The following is a 15,812-nucleotide window of genomic DNA, read 5'->3' as shown; positions in this document are numbered from 1 at the left end:
TCAAATTTTCGCAATCATGAAGTGAAACATCTTCGGGTTGTGAGGTTAAGCGACTAAGCGTACACGGTGGATGCCCTGGCAGTCAGAGGCGATGAAGGACGTGCTAATCTGCGAAAAGCGCCGGCGAGGTGATATGAACCTTTGACCCGGCGATGTCCGAATGGGGAAACCCAGTGTGATTCGTCACACTATCGTTAACTGAATACATAGGTTAACGAGGCGAACCGGGGGAACTGAAACATCTAAGTACCCCGAGGAAAAGAAATCAACCGAGATTCCCCCAGTAGCGGCGAGCGAACGGGGAGCAGCCCAGAGTCTGAATCAGCTTGTGTGTTAGTGGAAGCGTCTGGAAAGTCGCACGGTACAGGGTGACAGTCCCGTACACGAAAGCACACAGGTTGTGAACTCGAAGAGTAGGGCGGGACACGTGGTATCCTGTCTGAATATGGGGGGACCATCCTCCAAGGCTAAATACTCCTGACTGACCGATAGTGAACCAGTACCGTGAGGGAAAGGCGAAAAGAACCCCGGCGAGGGGAGTGAAAAAGAACCTGAAACCGTGTACGTACAAGCAGTGGGAGCACCTTCGTGGTGTGACTGCGTACCTTTTGTATAATGGGTCAGCGACTTATATTCTGTAGCAAGGTTAACCGTATAGGGGAGCCGAAGGGAAACCGAGTCTTAACTGGGCGTTAAGTTGCAGGGTATAGACCCGAAACCCGGTGATCTAGCCATGGGCAGGTTGAAGGTTGGGTAACACTAACTGGAGGACCGAACCGACTAATGTTGAAAAATTAGCGGATGACTTGTGGCTGGGGGTGAAAGGCCAATCAAACCGGGAGATAGCTGGTTCTCCCCGAAAGCTATTTAGGTAGCGCCTCGTGAACTCATCTTCGGGGGTAGAGCACTGTTTCGGCTAGGGGGCCATCCCGGCTTACCAACCCGATGCAAACTACGAATACCGAAGAATGTTATCACGGGAGACACACGGCGGGTGCTAACGTCCGTCGTGAAGAGGGAAACAACCCAGACCGCCAGCTAAGGTCCCAAAGTCATGGTTAAGTGGGAAACGATGTGGGAAGGCACAGACAGCCAGGATGTTGGCTTAGAAGCAGCCATCATTTAAAGAAAGCGTAATAGCTCACTGGTCGAGTCGGCCTGCGCGGAAGATGTAACGGGGCTAAACCATGCACCGAAGCTGCGGCAGCGACACTATGTGTTGTTGGGTAGGGGAGCGTTCTGTAAGCCGTTGAAGGTGGCCTGTGAGGGTTGCTGGAGGTATCAGAAGTGCGAATGCTGACATAAGTAACGATAAAGCGGGTGAAAAGCCCGCTCGCCGGAAGACCAAGGGTTCCTGTCCAACGTTAATCGGGGCAGGGTGAGTCGACCCCTAAGGCGAGGCCGAAAGGCGTAGTCGATGGGAAACAGGTTAATATTCCTGTACTTGGTGTTACTGCGAAGGGGGGACGGAGAAGGCTATGTTAGCCGGGCGACGGTTGTCCCGGTTTAAGCATGTAGGCGGAGGTTCCAGGTAAATCCGGTACCTTTTTAACGCTGAGGTGTGATGACGAGGCACTACGGTGCTGAAGTAACAAATGCCCTGCTTCCAGGAAAAGCCTCTAAGCATCAGGTAACATCAAATCGTACCCCAAACCGACACAGGTGGTCAGGTAGAGAATACCAAGGCGCTTGAGAGAACTCGGGTGAAGGAACTAGGCAAAATGGTGCCGTAACTTCGGGAGAAGGCACGCTGATATGTAGGTGAAGCCCCTGCGGGTGGAGCTGAAATCAGTCGAAGATACCAGCTGGCTGCAACTGTTTATTAAAAACACAGCACTGTGCAAACACGAAAGTGGACGTATACGGTGTGACGCCTGCCCGGTGCCGGAAGGTTAATTGATGGGGTTAGCGGCAACGCGAAGCTCTTGATCGAAGCCCCGGTAAACGGCGGCCGTAACTATAACGGTCCTAAGGTAGCGAAATTCCTTGTCGGGTAAGTTCCGACCTGCACGAATGGCGTAATGATGGCCAGGCTGTCTCCACCCGAGACTCAGTGAAATTGAACTCGCTGTGAAGATGCAGTGTACCCGCGGCAAGACGGAAAGACCCCGTGAACCTTTACTATAGCTTGACACTGAACACTGGTCCTTGATGTGTAGGATAGGTGGGAGGCTTTGAAGCGTGGACGCCAGTCTGCGTGGAGCCATCCTTGAAATACCACCCTTTAATGGCTGGTGTTCTAACGTAGACCCGTAATCCGGGTTGCGGACAGTGTCTGGTGGGTAGTTTGACTGGGGCGGTCTCCTCCCAAAGAGTAACGGAGGAGCACGAAGGTTAGCTAATCCTGGTCGGACATCAGGAGGTTAGTGCAATGGCATAAGCTAGCTTGACTGCGAGAGTGACGGCTCGAGCAGGTGCGAAAGCAGGTCATAGTGATCCGGTGGTTCTGAATGGAAGGGCCATCGCTCAACGGATAAAAGGTACTCCGGGGATAACAGGCTGATACCGCCCAAGAGTTCATATCGACGGCGGTGTTTGGCACCTCGATGTCGGCTCATCACATCCTGGGGCTGAAGTAGGTCCCAAGGGTATGGCTGTTCGCCATTTAAAGTGGTACGCGAGCTGGGTTTAGAACGTCGTGAGACAGTTCGGTCCCTATCTGCCGTGGGCGCTGGAGAATTGAGGGGGGCTGCTCCTAGTACGAGAGGACCGGAGTGGACGCATCACTGGTGTTCGGGTTGTCATGCCAATGGCACTGCCCGGTAGCTAAATGCGGAAAAGATAAGTGCTGAAAGCATCTAAGCACGAAACTTGCCCCGAGATGAGTTCTCCCTGACCCTTTAAGGGTCCTGAAGGAACGTTGAAGACGACGACGTTGATAGGTCGGGTGTGTAAGCGCAGCGATGCGTTGAGCTAACCGATACTAATGAACCGTGAGGCTTAACCTTACAACGCCGAAGGTGTTTCGGCGAAGAGACAGACAATCAATTTCAGCCTGATACAGATTAACAGAATTTGCCTGGCGGCTTTAGCGCGGTGGTCCCACCTGACCCCATGCCGAACTCAGAAGTGAAACGCCGTAGCGCCGATGGTAGTGTGGGGTCTCCCCATGTGAGAGTAGGGAACTGCCAGGCATCAAATTAAGTAGTAAGCCGGTGCATTAATCCGGTGGTTACAAGCAGTCTTCGGTGGAGCGGTAGTTCAGTCGGTTAGAATACCTGCCTGTCACGCAGGGGGTCGCGGGTTCGAGTCCCGTCCGTTCCGCCACTTATTAAGACATTAAGCCTGCCTTATTGGCAGGCTTAATGGCAAAAACTTTAGGGGCGTAGCTCAGTTGGTAGAGCACCGGTCTCCAAAACCGGGTGTCGCGAGTTCGAGTCTCTCCGCCCCTGCCATATAGAATCCTTTGCTTCGGCAAAGGATTTTTTTTTGCCTGAAACACGGCAGAAACGCTCTTCTTAATTTTCAGCCAGCATCCCTGCTGGCTGGTGTATTAATCCATTACATTGATTTTTAGAAGATCTTTTATCTGCGATTGCTTATCACTGTTTTGCAGCCAAATCGCATACAGCGGCCTGGTAAGCGTGGTGGAATCCATCACGGTGTGTAGCCCCGCTTTAGCGTCTGCCCAGCGAACAGGTAACCAGGTACAACCTTTCAGCAGGGACAGCTGCTGACAGGCGATCTCTGCCGAGCTGGTCGTTAACTGCGGAACATCATCAGGGGCAATCAACCCCGTCTCATGCTGCTGAAAATCCGGCCCCCACTCAAGGCGTAAATAGGTCAGGTCTGCCTTCATCATCGAAGGTTCAGACGCATAAAGTGCCAGACCAAACTGTCCCACTATCTGGCTGCTAAATTCGTCCATCTTGGGGGCTTCGGTTGTGATCAGAAGATCAAGCTGACGCTCATGAAGCTGCTTAACCAGCGACTGCCGTTGTGCAATTCTGGCCTCAAATTGCAGGTGCCCATGTGAATGATATAGCCGGGTAAGCCACTGACTTAGCATGCATTCCCACAGAGAAGCGCTGGCCCCTATCGAGAACTCATTATGCCTCGAAGTATGTGCCACCTCTTTACGTGCCGCCTGCCAGGTATTCATCAGCGTTTCTGCGTACGGCAGCAGTTTCTCGCCGGCAGGCGTTAAGCGAATATTGTTACGATGGCGGGTAAAAAGATTCACACCCAATTGATTTTCCAGCTGTCGAATACGAAAACTGACGGCTGACTGCGTCAGGTAAAGGGCTTCAGCTGCTCGCCCAAAGTGGCGTGTTCTGCTCACTTCAAGGAAAGTTTTAAGCAATTCCGTATCCACATCTTTCTCCGCAAAATTATTTGTCGTTATGATTTAAATGTTTTGTTTTACACTCTGTCAAGCGTAACTAATACTCCGCGCCATAAATAGCTCGGCCAAAGAATTAGGAGCGTGTAGGATGGCGGAAAGCTTTACGACGACTAATCGTTTTTTCGACAATAAACATTATCCGCGCGGGTTCTCTCGTCACGGCGATTTCACCATCAAAGAAGCTCAACTGCTTGAGCGCCATGGTTATGCCTTTAACGAGCTGGATCTGGGTAAGCGTGAACCTGCAACCGAAGACGAAAAACAGTTTGTTTCTGTTTGCCGTGGTGAGCGTGAGCCGGAGTCTGAAGCGGAACGTGTATGGATCAAGTACATGGCGCGCATTAAGCGTCCAAAGCGCTTCCATACGCTGTCTGGCGGCAAGCCGCAGATGGAAGGTGCAGAAGACTACACCGAGTCTGATGACTAAAATGAAAAGAAGGGGCTACGGCCCCTTTTTTTATGCCAGCAATTTCTGCAAATGCAGCAGTAAACGATCGATAGCGCGGTAGCTCAGCGCCTCCTGCAAATGTTTCCTCTCAATGTCAGTGCACCCCTCCACGTCAGCAATGGTTCTGGCCACTTTCAACAAACGCTGCCACGCACGTATGGACAGCCCGAACCGCGTCAACGTCTCCTCCAGCCATCCCGCATCCTCAACGTTAAGAGAACAAAACTGCCGGATCCCGGCATTATCCAGCCGTGCATTCAGCCTGTTCTGACGAGCGTACTGCCTCGTCTGGGCCGCAATCACCCGCTTGCGTACCTCCGCTGAGCTTTCACCCGTTATGCCCGTTTGCCTGAGCAGACCCGGAGGAGGAAGCGGGATTTCGAGAGATAAATCGAAACGGTCGAGGAACGGGCCGGATAACTTACCCAGATAGCGCAACGTCTGCTCTGGCGTACAGCGGTTATGGTTTCCCTGGTAGTGACCCGTCGGGCTGGGGTTCATCGCAGCGACCAGCTGAAACTGCGCGGGATAGCTTATTTTGGCCCGCGCGCGTGAGATATGTATCTCACCGGATTCAACAGGTTCTCTCAGCGCATCCAACACGCGGCGCTCAAACTCGGGCAGCTCATCAAGAAACAGAATGCCATTGTGTGCCAGTGAGATCTCACCCGGCCCGGGGATAGACCCGCCGCCGACCATTGCCGTCAGTGAAGCGCTATGATGTGGGGAACGAAAAGGACGGCGGCGCCACTGTTTTTGCAACGATGCAGAACTGATGAGGCTATATATGGCGGCGCTTTCCAGCGCTTCATGGTTATTGAGCGGTGGAAGCAACCCACTCAGCCTGCTCGCCAGCATCGTTTTCCCCGTACCTGGCGGACCAATCAACAGAAGATTGTGTCCACCTGCGGCCGTAATCTCCAGCGCCCGCTTCCCTTGCTCCTGCCCCATAATCTCGCTGAGATCCTCCGGAACGTCGGCTAAAACCTCGTCACACTCCTCAGGTTCGGACAGTTCATGTCGTCCTTCCAGCCAGGCACAAACTTCCTGTAAATGCCCGGCGATGAGACACCCCTTTTCGGCGATAAGACTCACTTCTGATGCGTTTTCATTGGCCACAATGATTTGCCGCCCTGCACGTATGGCTTCCAGCGCTCCCGATATCGCACCGGGAACGCCTCTTAACGCGCCTGTGAGCGCGAGTTCACCCACGAACTCATATGAGCCTAGCCGTGTCGTATTAAGCTGCTCAGAAGCCGCCAGAAGGGCAATTGCGATAGGCAAATCGTATCGTCCCCCCTCTTTAGGCAGATCGGCGGGCGCAAGGTTGATAGTGATCTTCTTCGCGGGGAAGGTATAACCGCTATTTATTATTGCGCTGCGAACGCGGTCCCTGGCTTCTTTAACCGTCGTTTCAGGTAACCCGACAAGCGTGAGTCCGGGTAGCCCGTTACTCAAATGAACCTCGACGGAAATAAGCGGTGCCTTTACCCCGAGAGCCGCACGCGTATAAACAACTGACAGTGACATTTACACTACCTCCTGGTGTGACTATGCCAGCGCCTGTTTTTTCTGTTTAGCGTCTTTTTGCGGATTTACGCCGCCTGTTCAGAGATTTTAAGCGCACACTGAAACCCTTGCATAACCGTGGAAGCCTCCTCGCAGAACGTAAAAAGCCCCCGTTTTGACGATAAGAACTGCTGTAAAAAAATGAAAAATATTCATTTTCTAATTTCCGTATATAAAACAACGGTTTTAAGAAATATGATTCGCTGCCTAATCAAATCCGTCATAAATAAATCTTGTGTTTGATTTAAAAACTGTGATAACTCTTTAGGTATTCCTTCGAACAAGATGCAAAAAGAACTGAAAATGACAGCCCTTCTACGAGTGATTAGCCTGGTCGTGATTAGCGTGGTGGTGATTATTATCCCACCGTGCGGGGCTGCACTTGGACGAGGAAAGGCTTAGAAATCAAGCCTTAACGAACTAAGACCCCCGCACCGAAAGGTCCGGGGGTTTTTTTATGACTAAAAAACGTAAATGAGGAGCAGAGAATGACGACTAGCACAAAATTCTGTTTCTCCCGATTTATGACGGGGAACTAACTATGAATGGGGCACAGTGGGTAGTACATGCGTTGCGCGCGCAGGGAGTCGAAACAGTATTCGGTTATCCGGGTGGCGCAATTATGCCGATTTACGATGCACTGTATGACGGCGGCGTGGAACATCTCTTGTGCCGACACGAGCAGGGCGCAGCGATGGCAGCCATCGGCTATGCCCGAGCGACGGGTAAAACCGGCGTGTGTATGGCGACTTCAGGCCCGGGCGCAACTAATCTCATCACCGGCCTGGCTGACGCGCTGCTGGATTCCGTTCCCGTTGTCGCCATCACCGGGCAGGTGGCGTCTCCGTTCATCGGAACCGATGCTTTCCAGGAAGTGGACGTCCTCGGTTTATCGCTGGCCTGCACCAAACACAGCTTCCTCGTCCAGTCTCTGGAAGAGCTGCCGCGCGTAATGGCAGAAGCATTCGAAGTGGCAAGCTCCGGCCGTCCTGGTCCGGTTCTGGTAGACATCCCGAAAGATATCCAGGTGGCAGTTGGCGATCTGGAACCGCACTTCTCTACCGTTGAAAGCGACGATGCGTTTCCGGATGCGGAAGTTGAAGAGGCCCGTCAGATGATGGCGCAGGCGAAACAGCCGATGCTGTATGTCGGCGGTGGCGTAGGCATGGCACAGGCCGTTCCAGCCCTGCGTGAATTTATCGCAACAACGCAAATGCCAGCGACCTGCACGCTGAAAGGTCTCGGTGCTGTCGACGCGGATTACCCATATTATCTGGGCATGCTGGGGATGCACGGCACCAAAGCGGCAAACCTGGCGGTGCAGGAGTGCGACTTGCTCATCGCCGTAGGGGCCCGTTTTGACGACCGCGTCACCGGCAAGCTGAATACCTTTGCGCCGAACGCCAAAGTCATCCATATGGATATCGACCCGGCGGAGATGAACAAGCTGCGCCAGGCGCATGTCGCCTTGCAGGGCGATCTCAACGCGCTGTTACCGGCATTGCAGCAGCCGCTGGATATCAACGCATGGCGTCAGCACACCGCAGATATGCGCGCCGAGCACGCCTGGCGTTACGACCATCCCGGCGAGGCCATCTACGCGCCGCTGCTGTTGAAGCAGTTGTCAGACCGTAAACCGGCTGACAGCGTCGTCACCACCGACGTCGGTCAACACCAGATGTGGTCCGCGCAGCACATGACCTACACGCGCCCGGAAAACTTCATCACCTCCAGCGGGTTAGGGACGATGGGCTTCGGTCTGCCTGCCGCCGTTGGCGCGCAGGTTGCCCGCCCGAACGATACCGTTATCTGTATCTCCGGTGACGGCTCCTTCATGATGAACGTTCAGGAGCTCGGCACCGTTAAGCGCAAGCAGTTACCGCTGAAAATCGTATTGCTCGACAACCAGCGTTTAGGGATGGTTCGCCAGTGGCAACAGCTGTTCTTCCAGGAGCGCTATAGCGAAACGACGCTCACCGATAACCCCGATTTCCTCACGCTGGCCAGCGCCTTCGGTATCCCTGGCCAGCACATCACCCGTAAAGATCAGGTTGAAGCGGCACTCGACACCATGCTGAACAGCGATGGGCCTTACCTGCTTCATGTCTCAATCGATGAACTCGAGAACGTCTGGCCGCTGGTGCCGCCTGGTGCCAGTAACTCACAAATGATGGAGAAATTATCATGATGCAGCATCAGGTCGCCGTACAGGCTCGCTTCAACCCGGAAACCTTAGAGCGCGTTTTGCGTGTGGTGCGTCATCGTGGCTTTCAGATTTGCTCTATGAATATGGAGACGGCCACTGACGCCCAAAACATCAGTATCGAATTAACCGTTGCCAGCCCGCGGTCGGTCGACTTACTGTTTAGTCAGTTATCAAAGCTGGTAGACGTTGCCCATGTTGCCATCTGCCAGAGCACAACCACATCACAACAAATCCGCGCTTAAGCGCGACAGGACGAAAAAATGACGACAAAAAAAGCTGATTACATTTGGTTCAACGGTGAGATGGTTCGCTGGGAGGACGCGAAGGTCCACGTGATGTCCCACGCGCTGCACTACGGTACCTCCGTATTTGAAGGCATCCGCTGCTACGATTCTCACAAAGGGCCAGTGGTGTTCCGCCATCGCGAACACATGCAGCGTCTGCATGACTCAGCCAAAATTTATCGTTTTCCGGTTTCCCAGAGCGTCGACGAGCTGATGGAAGCCTGCCGCGACGTGATTCGCAAGAACAACCTGACCAGCGCTTATATCCGTCCGCTGGTCTTCGTGGGCGACGTCGGTATGGGCGTTAACCCGCCCGCTGGCTATACCACAGATGTGATCATTGCCGCGTTCCCGTGGGGTGCCTACCTGGGTGCAGAAGCCCTGGAGCAGGGGATCGACGCAATGGTCTCTTCCTGGAACCGCGTGGCGCCAAACACCATCCCGACCGCCGCTAAAGCAGGTGGTAACTACCTCTCTTCACTGCTGGTGGGTAGCGAAGCGCGCCGTCACGGCTATCAGGAAGGTATCGCCCTGGACGTGAACGGCTACATCTCTGAAGGTGCGGGCGAAAACCTGTTTGAAGTGAAAGACGGTATCCTGTTCACGCCGCCGTTCACCTCTTCCGCGCTGCCGGGCATCACCCGCGACGCCATCATCAAGCTGGCGAAAGATCTGGGTATCGAAGTGCGCGAGCAGGTGCTGTCCCGCGAATCCCTGTATCTGGCGGATGAAGTGTTTATGTCCGGTACGGCGGCTGAAATCACGCCGGTGCGCAGCGTAGACGGTATCCAGGTGGGCGAAGGCCGCTGTGGCCCGGTCACCAAACGTATTCAGCAAGCGTTCTTTGGCCTCTTCACCGGCGAAACAGAAGATAAATACGGCTGGTTGGATCAGGTTAATCACTAAGCATAAATTTGGGACGGCACGCACCGTCCCATTAAATAGTCAGACGGGAGTAAATAAAGCATGCCTAAGTATCGTTCAGCCACCACCACCCACGGCCGTAATATGGCGGGTGCCCGCGCACTGTGGCGCGCCACCGGAATGACCGACGCCGATTTTGGCAAGCCGATTATCGCCGTGGTGAACTCCTTCACCCAGTTCGTACCAGGCCACGTGCACCTGCGCGATCTCGGTAAGCTGGTTGCCGAGCAAATCGAAGCCTCTGGCGGCGTGGCGAAAGAGTTCAACACCATTGCGGTGGATGACGGTATCGCGATGGGCCACGGGGGCATGCTCTATTCACTGCCGTCGCGCGAGCTGATCGCCGATTCGGTGGAGTACATGGTTAACGCCCACTGCGCCGATGCGATGGTCTGCATCTCCAACTGCGACAAAATCACCCCGGGGATGCTGATGGCCTCCCTGCGCCTGAATATTCCGGTGATCTTCGTCTCCGGTGGCCCAATGGAAGCGGGGAAAACCAAGCTCTCCGACAAAATCATCAAGCTCGACCTGGTCGATGCGATGATTCAGGGCGCGGACCCGAAGGTTTCTGACGAGCAGAGCGACCAGGTGGAACGCTCCGCGTGCCCGACCTGTGGCTCCTGTTCCGGGATGTTCACGGCGAACTCCATGAACTGCCTGACCGAAGCGCTGGGCCTGTCCCAGCCGGGCAACGGCTCGCTGCTGGCGACCCACGCCGACCGTAAGCAGCTGTTCCTCAACGCCGGTAAGCGCATCGTTGAGCTGACCAAACGCTACTACGAGCAGGACGACGCCAGCGCGCTGCCGCGCAGCATCGCCAGCAAAGCGGCGTTCGAGAACGCCATGACCCTGGATATTGCTATGGGCGGTTCCACCAACACCGTTCTGCACCTGCTGGCAGCCGCGCAGGAAGCCGAAATCGACTTCACCATGAGCGACATCGACAAGCTTTCCCGTAAAGTGCCGCAGCTGTGTAAGGTCGCGCCGAGTACCCAGAAGTACCATATGGAAGACGTGCACCGTGCCGGTGGCGTAATCGGTATTCTGGGCGAGCTGGACCGCGCCGGGCTGCTGAACCGTGACGTGAAAAACGTGCTTGGCCTGACGCTGCCTGAGTCGCTGGACCAGTACGACGTAATGCTGACCAAAAACGACGCGGTGAAAAAGATGTTCCGCGCTGGCCCTGCCGGTATTCGTACCACCCAGGCGTTCTCGCAGGATTGCCGCTGGGATACCCTGGACGATGACCGCGCCGAAGGCTGCATCCGCTCGCTGGAACACGCCTATAGCAAAGACGGCGGTCTGGCCGTGCTGTACGGAAACTTTGCGGAAAACGGCTGCATCGTGAAGACCGCTGGCGTGGACGACAGCATCCTGAAATTCACCGGCCCGGCGAAAGTGTACGAAAGCCAGGATGAAGCGGTAGACGCTATCCTGGGCGGTAAAGTGGTGGAAGGCGACGTGGTGGTCATCCGTTATGAAGGGCCAAAAGGCGGCCCGGGCATGCAGGAGATGCTCTACCCAACCACCTTCCTGAAATCGATGGGCCTCGGTAAAGCCTGCGCGCTGATCACCGACGGGCGTTTCTCCGGCGGGACTTCCGGTCTCTCCATCGGTCACGTTTCGCCGGAAGCGGCAAGCGGCGGCAACATTGCCATCATCGAAGACGGCGACCTGATCGAAATCGACATTCCGAATCGCGGCATTCAGCTCAAGCTGAGCGACCAGGAGATCGCGGCCCGTCGTGAAGCGCAGGAAGCGCGCGGCGACAAAGCCTGGACGCCGAAAGATCGTCAGCGTGAAGTCTCCTTCGCCCTGCGCGCCTACGCGAGCCTTGCCACCAGTGCAGATAAAGGCGCGGTGCGCGATAAATCGAAACTTGGGGGCTAACGATGGCCGAGTCGCAACCCTTATCCGCCGCCCCCGAGGGGGCGGAATATCTCCGGGCGGTGCTGCGCGCGCCGGTCTATGAAGCCGTGCAGGTCACACCCCTGCAGAAAATGGAAAAACTCTCTTCGCGCCTCGACAACGTTATCCTGGTGAAGCGTGAAGACAGGCAGCCGGTGCACAGCTTTAAGCTGCGCGGCGCCTACGCGATGATGGCTGGCCTGACCGACGAGCAAAAAGCGCGCGGCGTGATTACCGCCTCGGCGGGCAACCACGCGCAGGGCGTGGCGTTCTCGTCTGCTCGCCTGGGTCTGAAAGCGCTGATCGTGATGCCGGTTGCTACCGCGGATATTAAAGTCGACGCGGTGCGCGGGTTCGGCGGCGAAGTACTGCTTCACGGCGCCAATTTTGACGAAGCGAAAGCCAAAGCGATCGAGCTGGCGCAGCAGCAGGGTTTCACCTGGGTGCCGCCGTTCGACCATCCGATGGTGATTGCCGGGCAGGGCACGCTGGCGCTGGAATTGCTGCAGCAGGATGCCCATCTCGACCGCGTCTTCGTCCCGGTGGGCGGCGGTGGCTTAGCCGCAGGCGTGGCGGTGCTGATCAAACAGCTGATGCCGCAGATCAAAGTCATTGCCGTGGAGGCGGAAGATTCGGCCTGTCTGAAAGCGGCGCTGGATGCCGGTCATCCGGTCGACCTGCCGCGCGTCGGGCTGTTTGCCGAGGGCGTGGCGGTGAAGCGCATTGGTGATGAGACCTTCCGCCTGTGCCGGGAATATCTCGACGATATCGTCACCGTGGACAGCGATGCTATCTGCGCGGCGATGAAAGATCTGTTCGAAGACGTTCGTGCGGTGGCGGAACCGTCCGGCGCGCTGGCGCTGGCGGGGATGAAAAAATACATCGCGCAGCACAACATTCGCGGCGAGCGTCTGGCGCACGTGCTTTCCGGTGCCAACGTGAACTTCCACGGTCTGCGCTACGTGTCCGAGCGCTGCGAGCTGGGCGAACAGCGGGAAGCGCTATTGGCGGTGACCATTCCGGAAGAGAAGGGCAGCTTCCTGAAGTTCTGTCAGCTGCTGGGCGGCCGTTCGGTGACGGAGTTTAACTACCGTTTTGCCGATGCCAAAGACGCCTGCATTTTTGTCGGCGTGCGTCTGAGCCGTGGCGTGGAGGAGCGCAAAGAGATCCTCAGCCTGCTGCATGAGGGCGGCTACAGCGTGGTCGATCTCTCTGACGATGAGATGGCGAAGCTGCACGTGCGCTACATGGTCGGCGGGCGTCCATCGAAGCCGCTCAGGGAACGCCTGTTCAGCTTCGAGTTCCCGGAATCGCCAGGCGCGCTGCTCAAGTTCCTGCATACGCTGGGCACGCACTGGAACATCTCTCTGTTCCACTACCGCAGCCACGGCACCGACTACGGACGCGTGCTGGCGGCGTTTGAACTGGGTGAACATGAGCCAGATTTCGAAACGCGGCTGAACGAGCTGGGCTATGAGTGTCACGACGAAACCCATAACCCGGCGTTCCGTTTCTTCCTCGCGGGCTAAGGGTTGAACTGCGTGTAGGCCGGGTAAGCGCAGCGCCACCCGGCTTCAGTGGTTCGGCAATATCGTCCAGAACGCATCAATAAGCGGCTCATGAAGCCGCTTTTTTTGTGCGCATACGCCAAGCTCAAACGGCGTTTTCTCGTCGCTGCGCTCCAGTATCATCACGCGATTGCGCACCGGTTCCGGGCTATTTTCCAGCACCACTTCCGGCAGTAGCGCCACGCCGCAGCCGAGCGCCACCATCGACACCATCGCCTCATGGCCGCTGACGGTGGCGTAAATCGACGGGTTGCTGATTTTCTGTCGACGGAACCACAGCTCAATGCGACGTCGCACCGGCCCCTGATCGGCCATGATAAACGGTACCGTTGACCAGTCCGGTTTTTCCACCGACACCTGATTACGCACCGGGCAGGGCAGCGCTGGGGCAATCAGCACCACCGCTAGATTCTCCAGCATCGAGAACGCCACCGCGCCAGGCAGAGTTTCGGGCTTCCCGGCAATGGCGAGATCCGCTTCGCCCGTCACCACTTTTTCCATTGCGTCGGCGGCGTCGCCGGTAGTGAGCTTAATTTCAACCGACGGATGCGCCGCGCGGAAGCGGTCAAGGATGGGCGGCAGATGGCTGTAGGCGGCGGTCACGGAGCAGAAAATATGCAGCTCGCCGGAGAGTGACGGCCCCTGCTGATCGATAGAGTGCCGCAGCTGCTGGTACTGCAACAGCGTCTGCTGGGCAAAAATGCGCAGCTCTTCGCCCGCTTCCGTGAGGGTGACGGTGCGGTTATCGCGCACGAACAGCGGCTGGCCGAGGTCTTCCTCAAGGCGCTGGATTTGGCGCGACAGCGTGGAAGGGCTAACGTGCATCGCCCGCGCGCTGCGGCCAAAATGACGGCTTTCCGCCAGGTGAAGAAACATTTTCAGATCGCGTAAATCCACCGATTCCACTCCCTCGTTTTATATTGCAAAAATTGCAATGTGACGTTGTGAATATATCAATTTCCGCAATAAATTTCCTGTTGTAATGTGGGTTCATTCTCGCTGAAACGCGAACCGAACAATAAGACACACAACATCACGAGGTATCACCCATGGCTAACTACTTTAATACACTGAACTTGCGCCAGCAGCTGGCGCAGCTGGGCAAATGCCGCTTCATGGCGCGCGACGAATTTGCCGATGGCGCGAGCTACCTTCAGGGTAAAAAAGTGGTCATCGTCGGCTGTGGCGCACAGGGTCTGAACCAGGGCCTGAACATGCGTGACTCCGGTCTGGATATCTCCTACGCTCTGCGCAAAGAAGCGATTGCCGAGAAGCGTGCTTCCTGGCGTAAAGCGACCGAAAACGGCTTCAAAGTGGGTACCTACGAAGAGCTGATCCCGCAGGCGGATCTGGTGGTTAACCTGACGCCAGACAAGCAGCACTCAGACGTTGTGCGTTCCGTACAGCCGCTGATGAAAGACGGTGCCGCGCTGGGTTACTCCCACGGCTTTAACATCGTTGAAGTGGGCGAGCAGATCCGTAAAGACATCACCGTGGTGATGGTGGCGCCGAAGTGCCCGGGTACCGAAGTTCGTGAAGAGTACAAGCGTGGTTTCGGCGTGCCGACCCTGATTGCGGTTCACCCGGAAAACGATCCGAAAGGCGAAGGTATGGCGATTGCCAAAGCATGGGCAGCGGCGACCGGCGGCCACCGTGCGGGCGTTCTGGAATCGTCCTTCGTTGCGGAAGTGAAATCTGACCTGATGGGTGAGCAGACCATCCTGTGCGGCATGCTGCAGGCCGGTTCTCTGCTGTGCTTCGACAAGCTGGTGGAAGAGGGTACCGACCCGGCATACGCGGAAAAACTGATTCAGTTCGGCTGGGAAACCATCACCGAAGCGCTGAAGCAGGGCGGTATTACGCTGATGATGGACCGTCTGTCCAACCCGGCAAAACTGCGTGCTTACGCGCTGTCTGAACAGCTGAAAACCATCATGGCACCGCTGTTCCAGAAACACATGGACGACATCATCTCCGGCGAGTTCTCTTCCGGCATGATGGCGGACTGGGCGAACGACGATAAGAAACTGCTGACCTGGCGTGAAGAGACCGGTAAAACCGCATTCGAAACCGCGCCGCAGTATGAAGGTAAAATCGGCGAGCAGGAGTACTTCGATAAAGGCGTCCTGATGATCGCGATGGTGAAAGCAGGCGTTGAGCTGGCGTTCGAAACCATGGTGGATTCCGGCATCATCGAAGAGTCTGCGTACTACGAATCACTGCACGAGCTGCCGCTGATTGCGAACACCATCGCCCGTAAGCGTCTGTACGAAATGAACGTAGTTATCTCTGATACCGCAGAATACGGTAACTACCTGTTCTCTTACGCCTGCGTACCGCTGCTGAAAGAGTTTATGACTACTCTGCAGACGGGCGATCTGGGTAAAGCGATTGCCGAAGGTGCCGTGGATAACGCGCAGCTGCGCGATGTGAACGAAGCGATTCGCAGCCACCAGATCGAGAAAGTGGGCCATAAACTGCGTGGCTACATGACCGATATGAAGCGTATCGCGGTAGCGGGCTAACACCAGGTGCGGGCTGATGCCCTCACCCCGAC

At 56.0% G+C, this 15,812-nt stretch carries 12 protein-coding genes, 2 tRNA genes and 2 rRNA genes; 13 read left to right on the top strand and 3 right to left on the bottom strand.

The annotated features are described in order from the left end of the window. Nucleotides 1–43 precede the first annotated feature (43 nt). The 4 genes from V1587_RS02130 (at nucleotide 44) to V1587_RS02115 (ending at nucleotide 3,395) form a co-directional block, all read left to right on the top strand. A 23S ribosomal RNA gene (locus V1587_RS02130) occupies nucleotides 44–2,948 on the top strand. A 70-nt stretch (nucleotides 2,949–3,018) separates the two neighbouring features. Next, nucleotides 3,019–3,134: ribosomal RNA gene (gene rrf / locus V1587_RS02125) — 5S ribosomal RNA — on the top strand. Nucleotides 3,135–3,190: 56 nt separating this feature from the next. After that, nucleotides 3,191–3,267: transfer RNA gene (locus V1587_RS02120), tRNA-Asp, on the top strand. A gap of 52 nt (nucleotides 3,268–3,319) precedes the next feature. Next, nucleotides 3,320–3,395 (top strand) — tRNA-Trp (locus V1587_RS02115). A gap of 98 nt (nucleotides 3,396–3,493) precedes the next feature. Here V1587_RS02115 and hdfR read toward each other — a convergent pair. Then, nucleotides 3,494–4,315, bottom strand: a complete 822-nt coding sequence (gene hdfR / locus V1587_RS02110; RefSeq protein ID WP_094935534.1) for an HTH-type transcriptional regulator HdfR — start codon at nucleotides 4,313–4,315, stop codon at nucleotides 3,494–3,496. A 118-nt stretch (nucleotides 4,316–4,433) separates the two neighbouring features. On the opposite strand from hdfR, the gene V1587_RS02105 reads away from it, so the two are divergent. Beyond that, nucleotides 4,434–4,772: a DUF413 domain-containing protein gene (locus V1587_RS02105; RefSeq protein ID WP_023309658.1), complete on the top strand. Its 339-nt coding sequence runs from the start codon at nucleotides 4,434–4,436 to the stop codon at nucleotides 4,770–4,772. A gap of 30 nt (nucleotides 4,773–4,802) precedes the next feature. Here the strand turns inward: V1587_RS02105 and V1587_RS02100 are convergent, their stop codons facing one another. Next, entirely contained in the window at nucleotides 4,803–6,323 is a 1,521-nt protein-coding gene (locus V1587_RS02100) for a YifB family Mg chelatase-like AAA ATPase (protein WP_371899679.1), read from the bottom strand. A 342-nt stretch (nucleotides 6,324–6,665) separates the two neighbouring features. On the opposite strand from V1587_RS02100, the gene ilvL reads away from it, so the two are divergent. From ilvL to ilvA, 7 genes are all read left to right on the top strand, one after another. Further along, nucleotides 6,666–6,764, top strand: coding sequence for an ilv operon leader peptide (ilvL, locus tag V1587_RS02095; protein WP_001311244.1), 99 nt, complete (start codon nucleotides 6,666–6,668; stop codon nucleotides 6,762–6,764). Between the two features lie 86 nt (nucleotides 6,765–6,850). After that, nucleotides 6,851–6,901: a peptide IlvX gene (gene ilvX / locus V1587_RS02090; RefSeq protein WP_166792073.1), complete on the top strand. Its 51-nt coding sequence runs from the start codon at nucleotides 6,851–6,853 to the stop codon at nucleotides 6,899–6,901. Between the two features lie 2 nt (nucleotides 6,902–6,903). Continuing rightward, entirely contained in the window at nucleotides 6,904–8,550 is a 1,647-nt protein-coding gene (ilvG, locus tag V1587_RS02085) for an acetolactate synthase 2 catalytic subunit (RefSeq protein WP_371899680.1), read from the top strand. After that, nucleotides 8,547–8,810 carry an acetolactate synthase 2 small subunit gene (ilvM, locus tag V1587_RS02080; RefSeq protein WP_006179206.1) on the top strand — a complete coding sequence of 88 codons (264 nt, stop codon included), beginning with the start codon at nucleotides 8,547–8,549 and terminating at the stop codon, nucleotides 8,808–8,810. The genes ilvG and ilvM overlap by 4 nt, the downstream gene beginning before the upstream one ends. Nucleotides 8,811–8,828: 18 nt before the next feature. Further along, on the top strand, nucleotides 8,829–9,758 hold the full coding sequence (gene ilvE / locus V1587_RS02075; protein ID WP_023309654.1) for a branched-chain-amino-acid transaminase: 930 nt from the start codon (nucleotides 8,829–8,831) through the stop codon (nucleotides 9,756–9,758). A 60-nt stretch (nucleotides 9,759–9,818) separates the two neighbouring features. After that, nucleotides 9,819–11,669, top strand: a complete 1,851-nt coding sequence (ilvD, locus tag V1587_RS02070) for a dihydroxy-acid dehydratase (RefSeq protein WP_371899681.1) — start codon at nucleotides 9,819–9,821, stop codon at nucleotides 11,667–11,669. A 2-nt stretch (nucleotides 11,670–11,671) separates the two neighbouring features. Continuing rightward, the gene (gene ilvA, locus V1587_RS02065; RefSeq protein ID WP_025912232.1) at nucleotides 11,672–13,216 is read left to right on the top strand and encodes a threonine ammonia-lyase, biosynthetic; all 1,545 of its coding nucleotides are present in this window, start codon (nucleotides 11,672–11,674) and stop codon (nucleotides 13,214–13,216) included. Nucleotides 13,217–13,261: 45 nt separating this feature from the next. Here the strand turns inward: ilvA and ilvY are convergent, their stop codons facing one another. Next, complete coding sequence (gene ilvY / locus V1587_RS02060) at nucleotides 13,262–14,152, bottom strand: HTH-type transcriptional activator IlvY (protein WP_008501572.1); 891 nt, start codon at nucleotides 14,150–14,152, stop codon at nucleotides 13,262–13,264. A gap of 152 nt (nucleotides 14,153–14,304) precedes the next feature. On the opposite strand from ilvY, the gene ilvC reads away from it, so the two are divergent. Beyond that, nucleotides 14,305–15,780 carry a ketol-acid reductoisomerase gene (gene ilvC / locus V1587_RS02055; RefSeq protein ID WP_021242831.1) on the top strand — a complete coding sequence of 492 codons (1,476 nt, stop codon included), beginning with the start codon at nucleotides 14,305–14,307 and terminating at the stop codon, nucleotides 15,778–15,780. The last annotated feature ends 32 nt before the right edge of the window (nucleotides 15,781–15,812 follow it).

The sequence above is a fragment of the Enterobacter sp. ECC-249 genome (assembly GCF_043965265.1).
In the GTDB taxonomy this organism is placed as follows: domain Bacteria; phylum Pseudomonadota; class Gammaproteobacteria; order Enterobacterales; family Enterobacteriaceae; genus Enterobacter; species Enterobacter quasiroggenkampii.
This window is presented reverse-complemented; position numbering and strand designations above follow the sequence as displayed.

What these genes read in the sequence shown, in the direction of transcription:
- V1587_RS02105 (WP_023309658.1), top strand. Translation starts at nt 4,434, where the DNA reads ATGGCGGAAAGCTTTACGACGACTAATCGTTTTTTCGACAATAAACAT.
- ilvG (WP_371899680.1), top strand. Translation starts at nt 6,904, where the DNA reads ATGAATGGGGCACAGTGGGTAGTACATGCGTTGCGCGCGCAGGGAGTC.
- ilvD (WP_371899681.1), top strand. Translation starts at nt 9,819, where the DNA reads ATGCCTAAGTATCGTTCAGCCACCACCACCCACGGCCGTAATATGGCG.
- V1587_RS02100 (WP_371899679.1), bottom strand. Translation starts at nt 6,323, where the DNA reads ATGTCACTGTCAGTTGTTTATACGCGTGCGGCTCTCGGGGTAAAGGCA.
- ilvL (WP_001311244.1), top strand. Translation starts at nt 6,666, where the DNA reads ATGACAGCCCTTCTACGAGTGATTAGCCTGGTCGTGATTAGCGTGGTG.
- ilvA (WP_025912232.1), top strand. Translation starts at nt 11,672, where the DNA reads ATGGCCGAGTCGCAACCCTTATCCGCCGCCCCCGAGGGGGCGGAATAT.
- ilvC (WP_021242831.1), top strand. Translation starts at nt 14,305, where the DNA reads ATGGCTAACTACTTTAATACACTGAACTTGCGCCAGCAGCTGGCGCAG.
- ilvE (WP_023309654.1), top strand. Translation starts at nt 8,829, where the DNA reads ATGACGACAAAAAAAGCTGATTACATTTGGTTCAACGGTGAGATGGTT.
- ilvM (WP_006179206.1), top strand. Translation starts at nt 8,547, where the DNA reads ATGATGCAGCATCAGGTCGCCGTACAGGCTCGCTTCAACCCGGAAACC.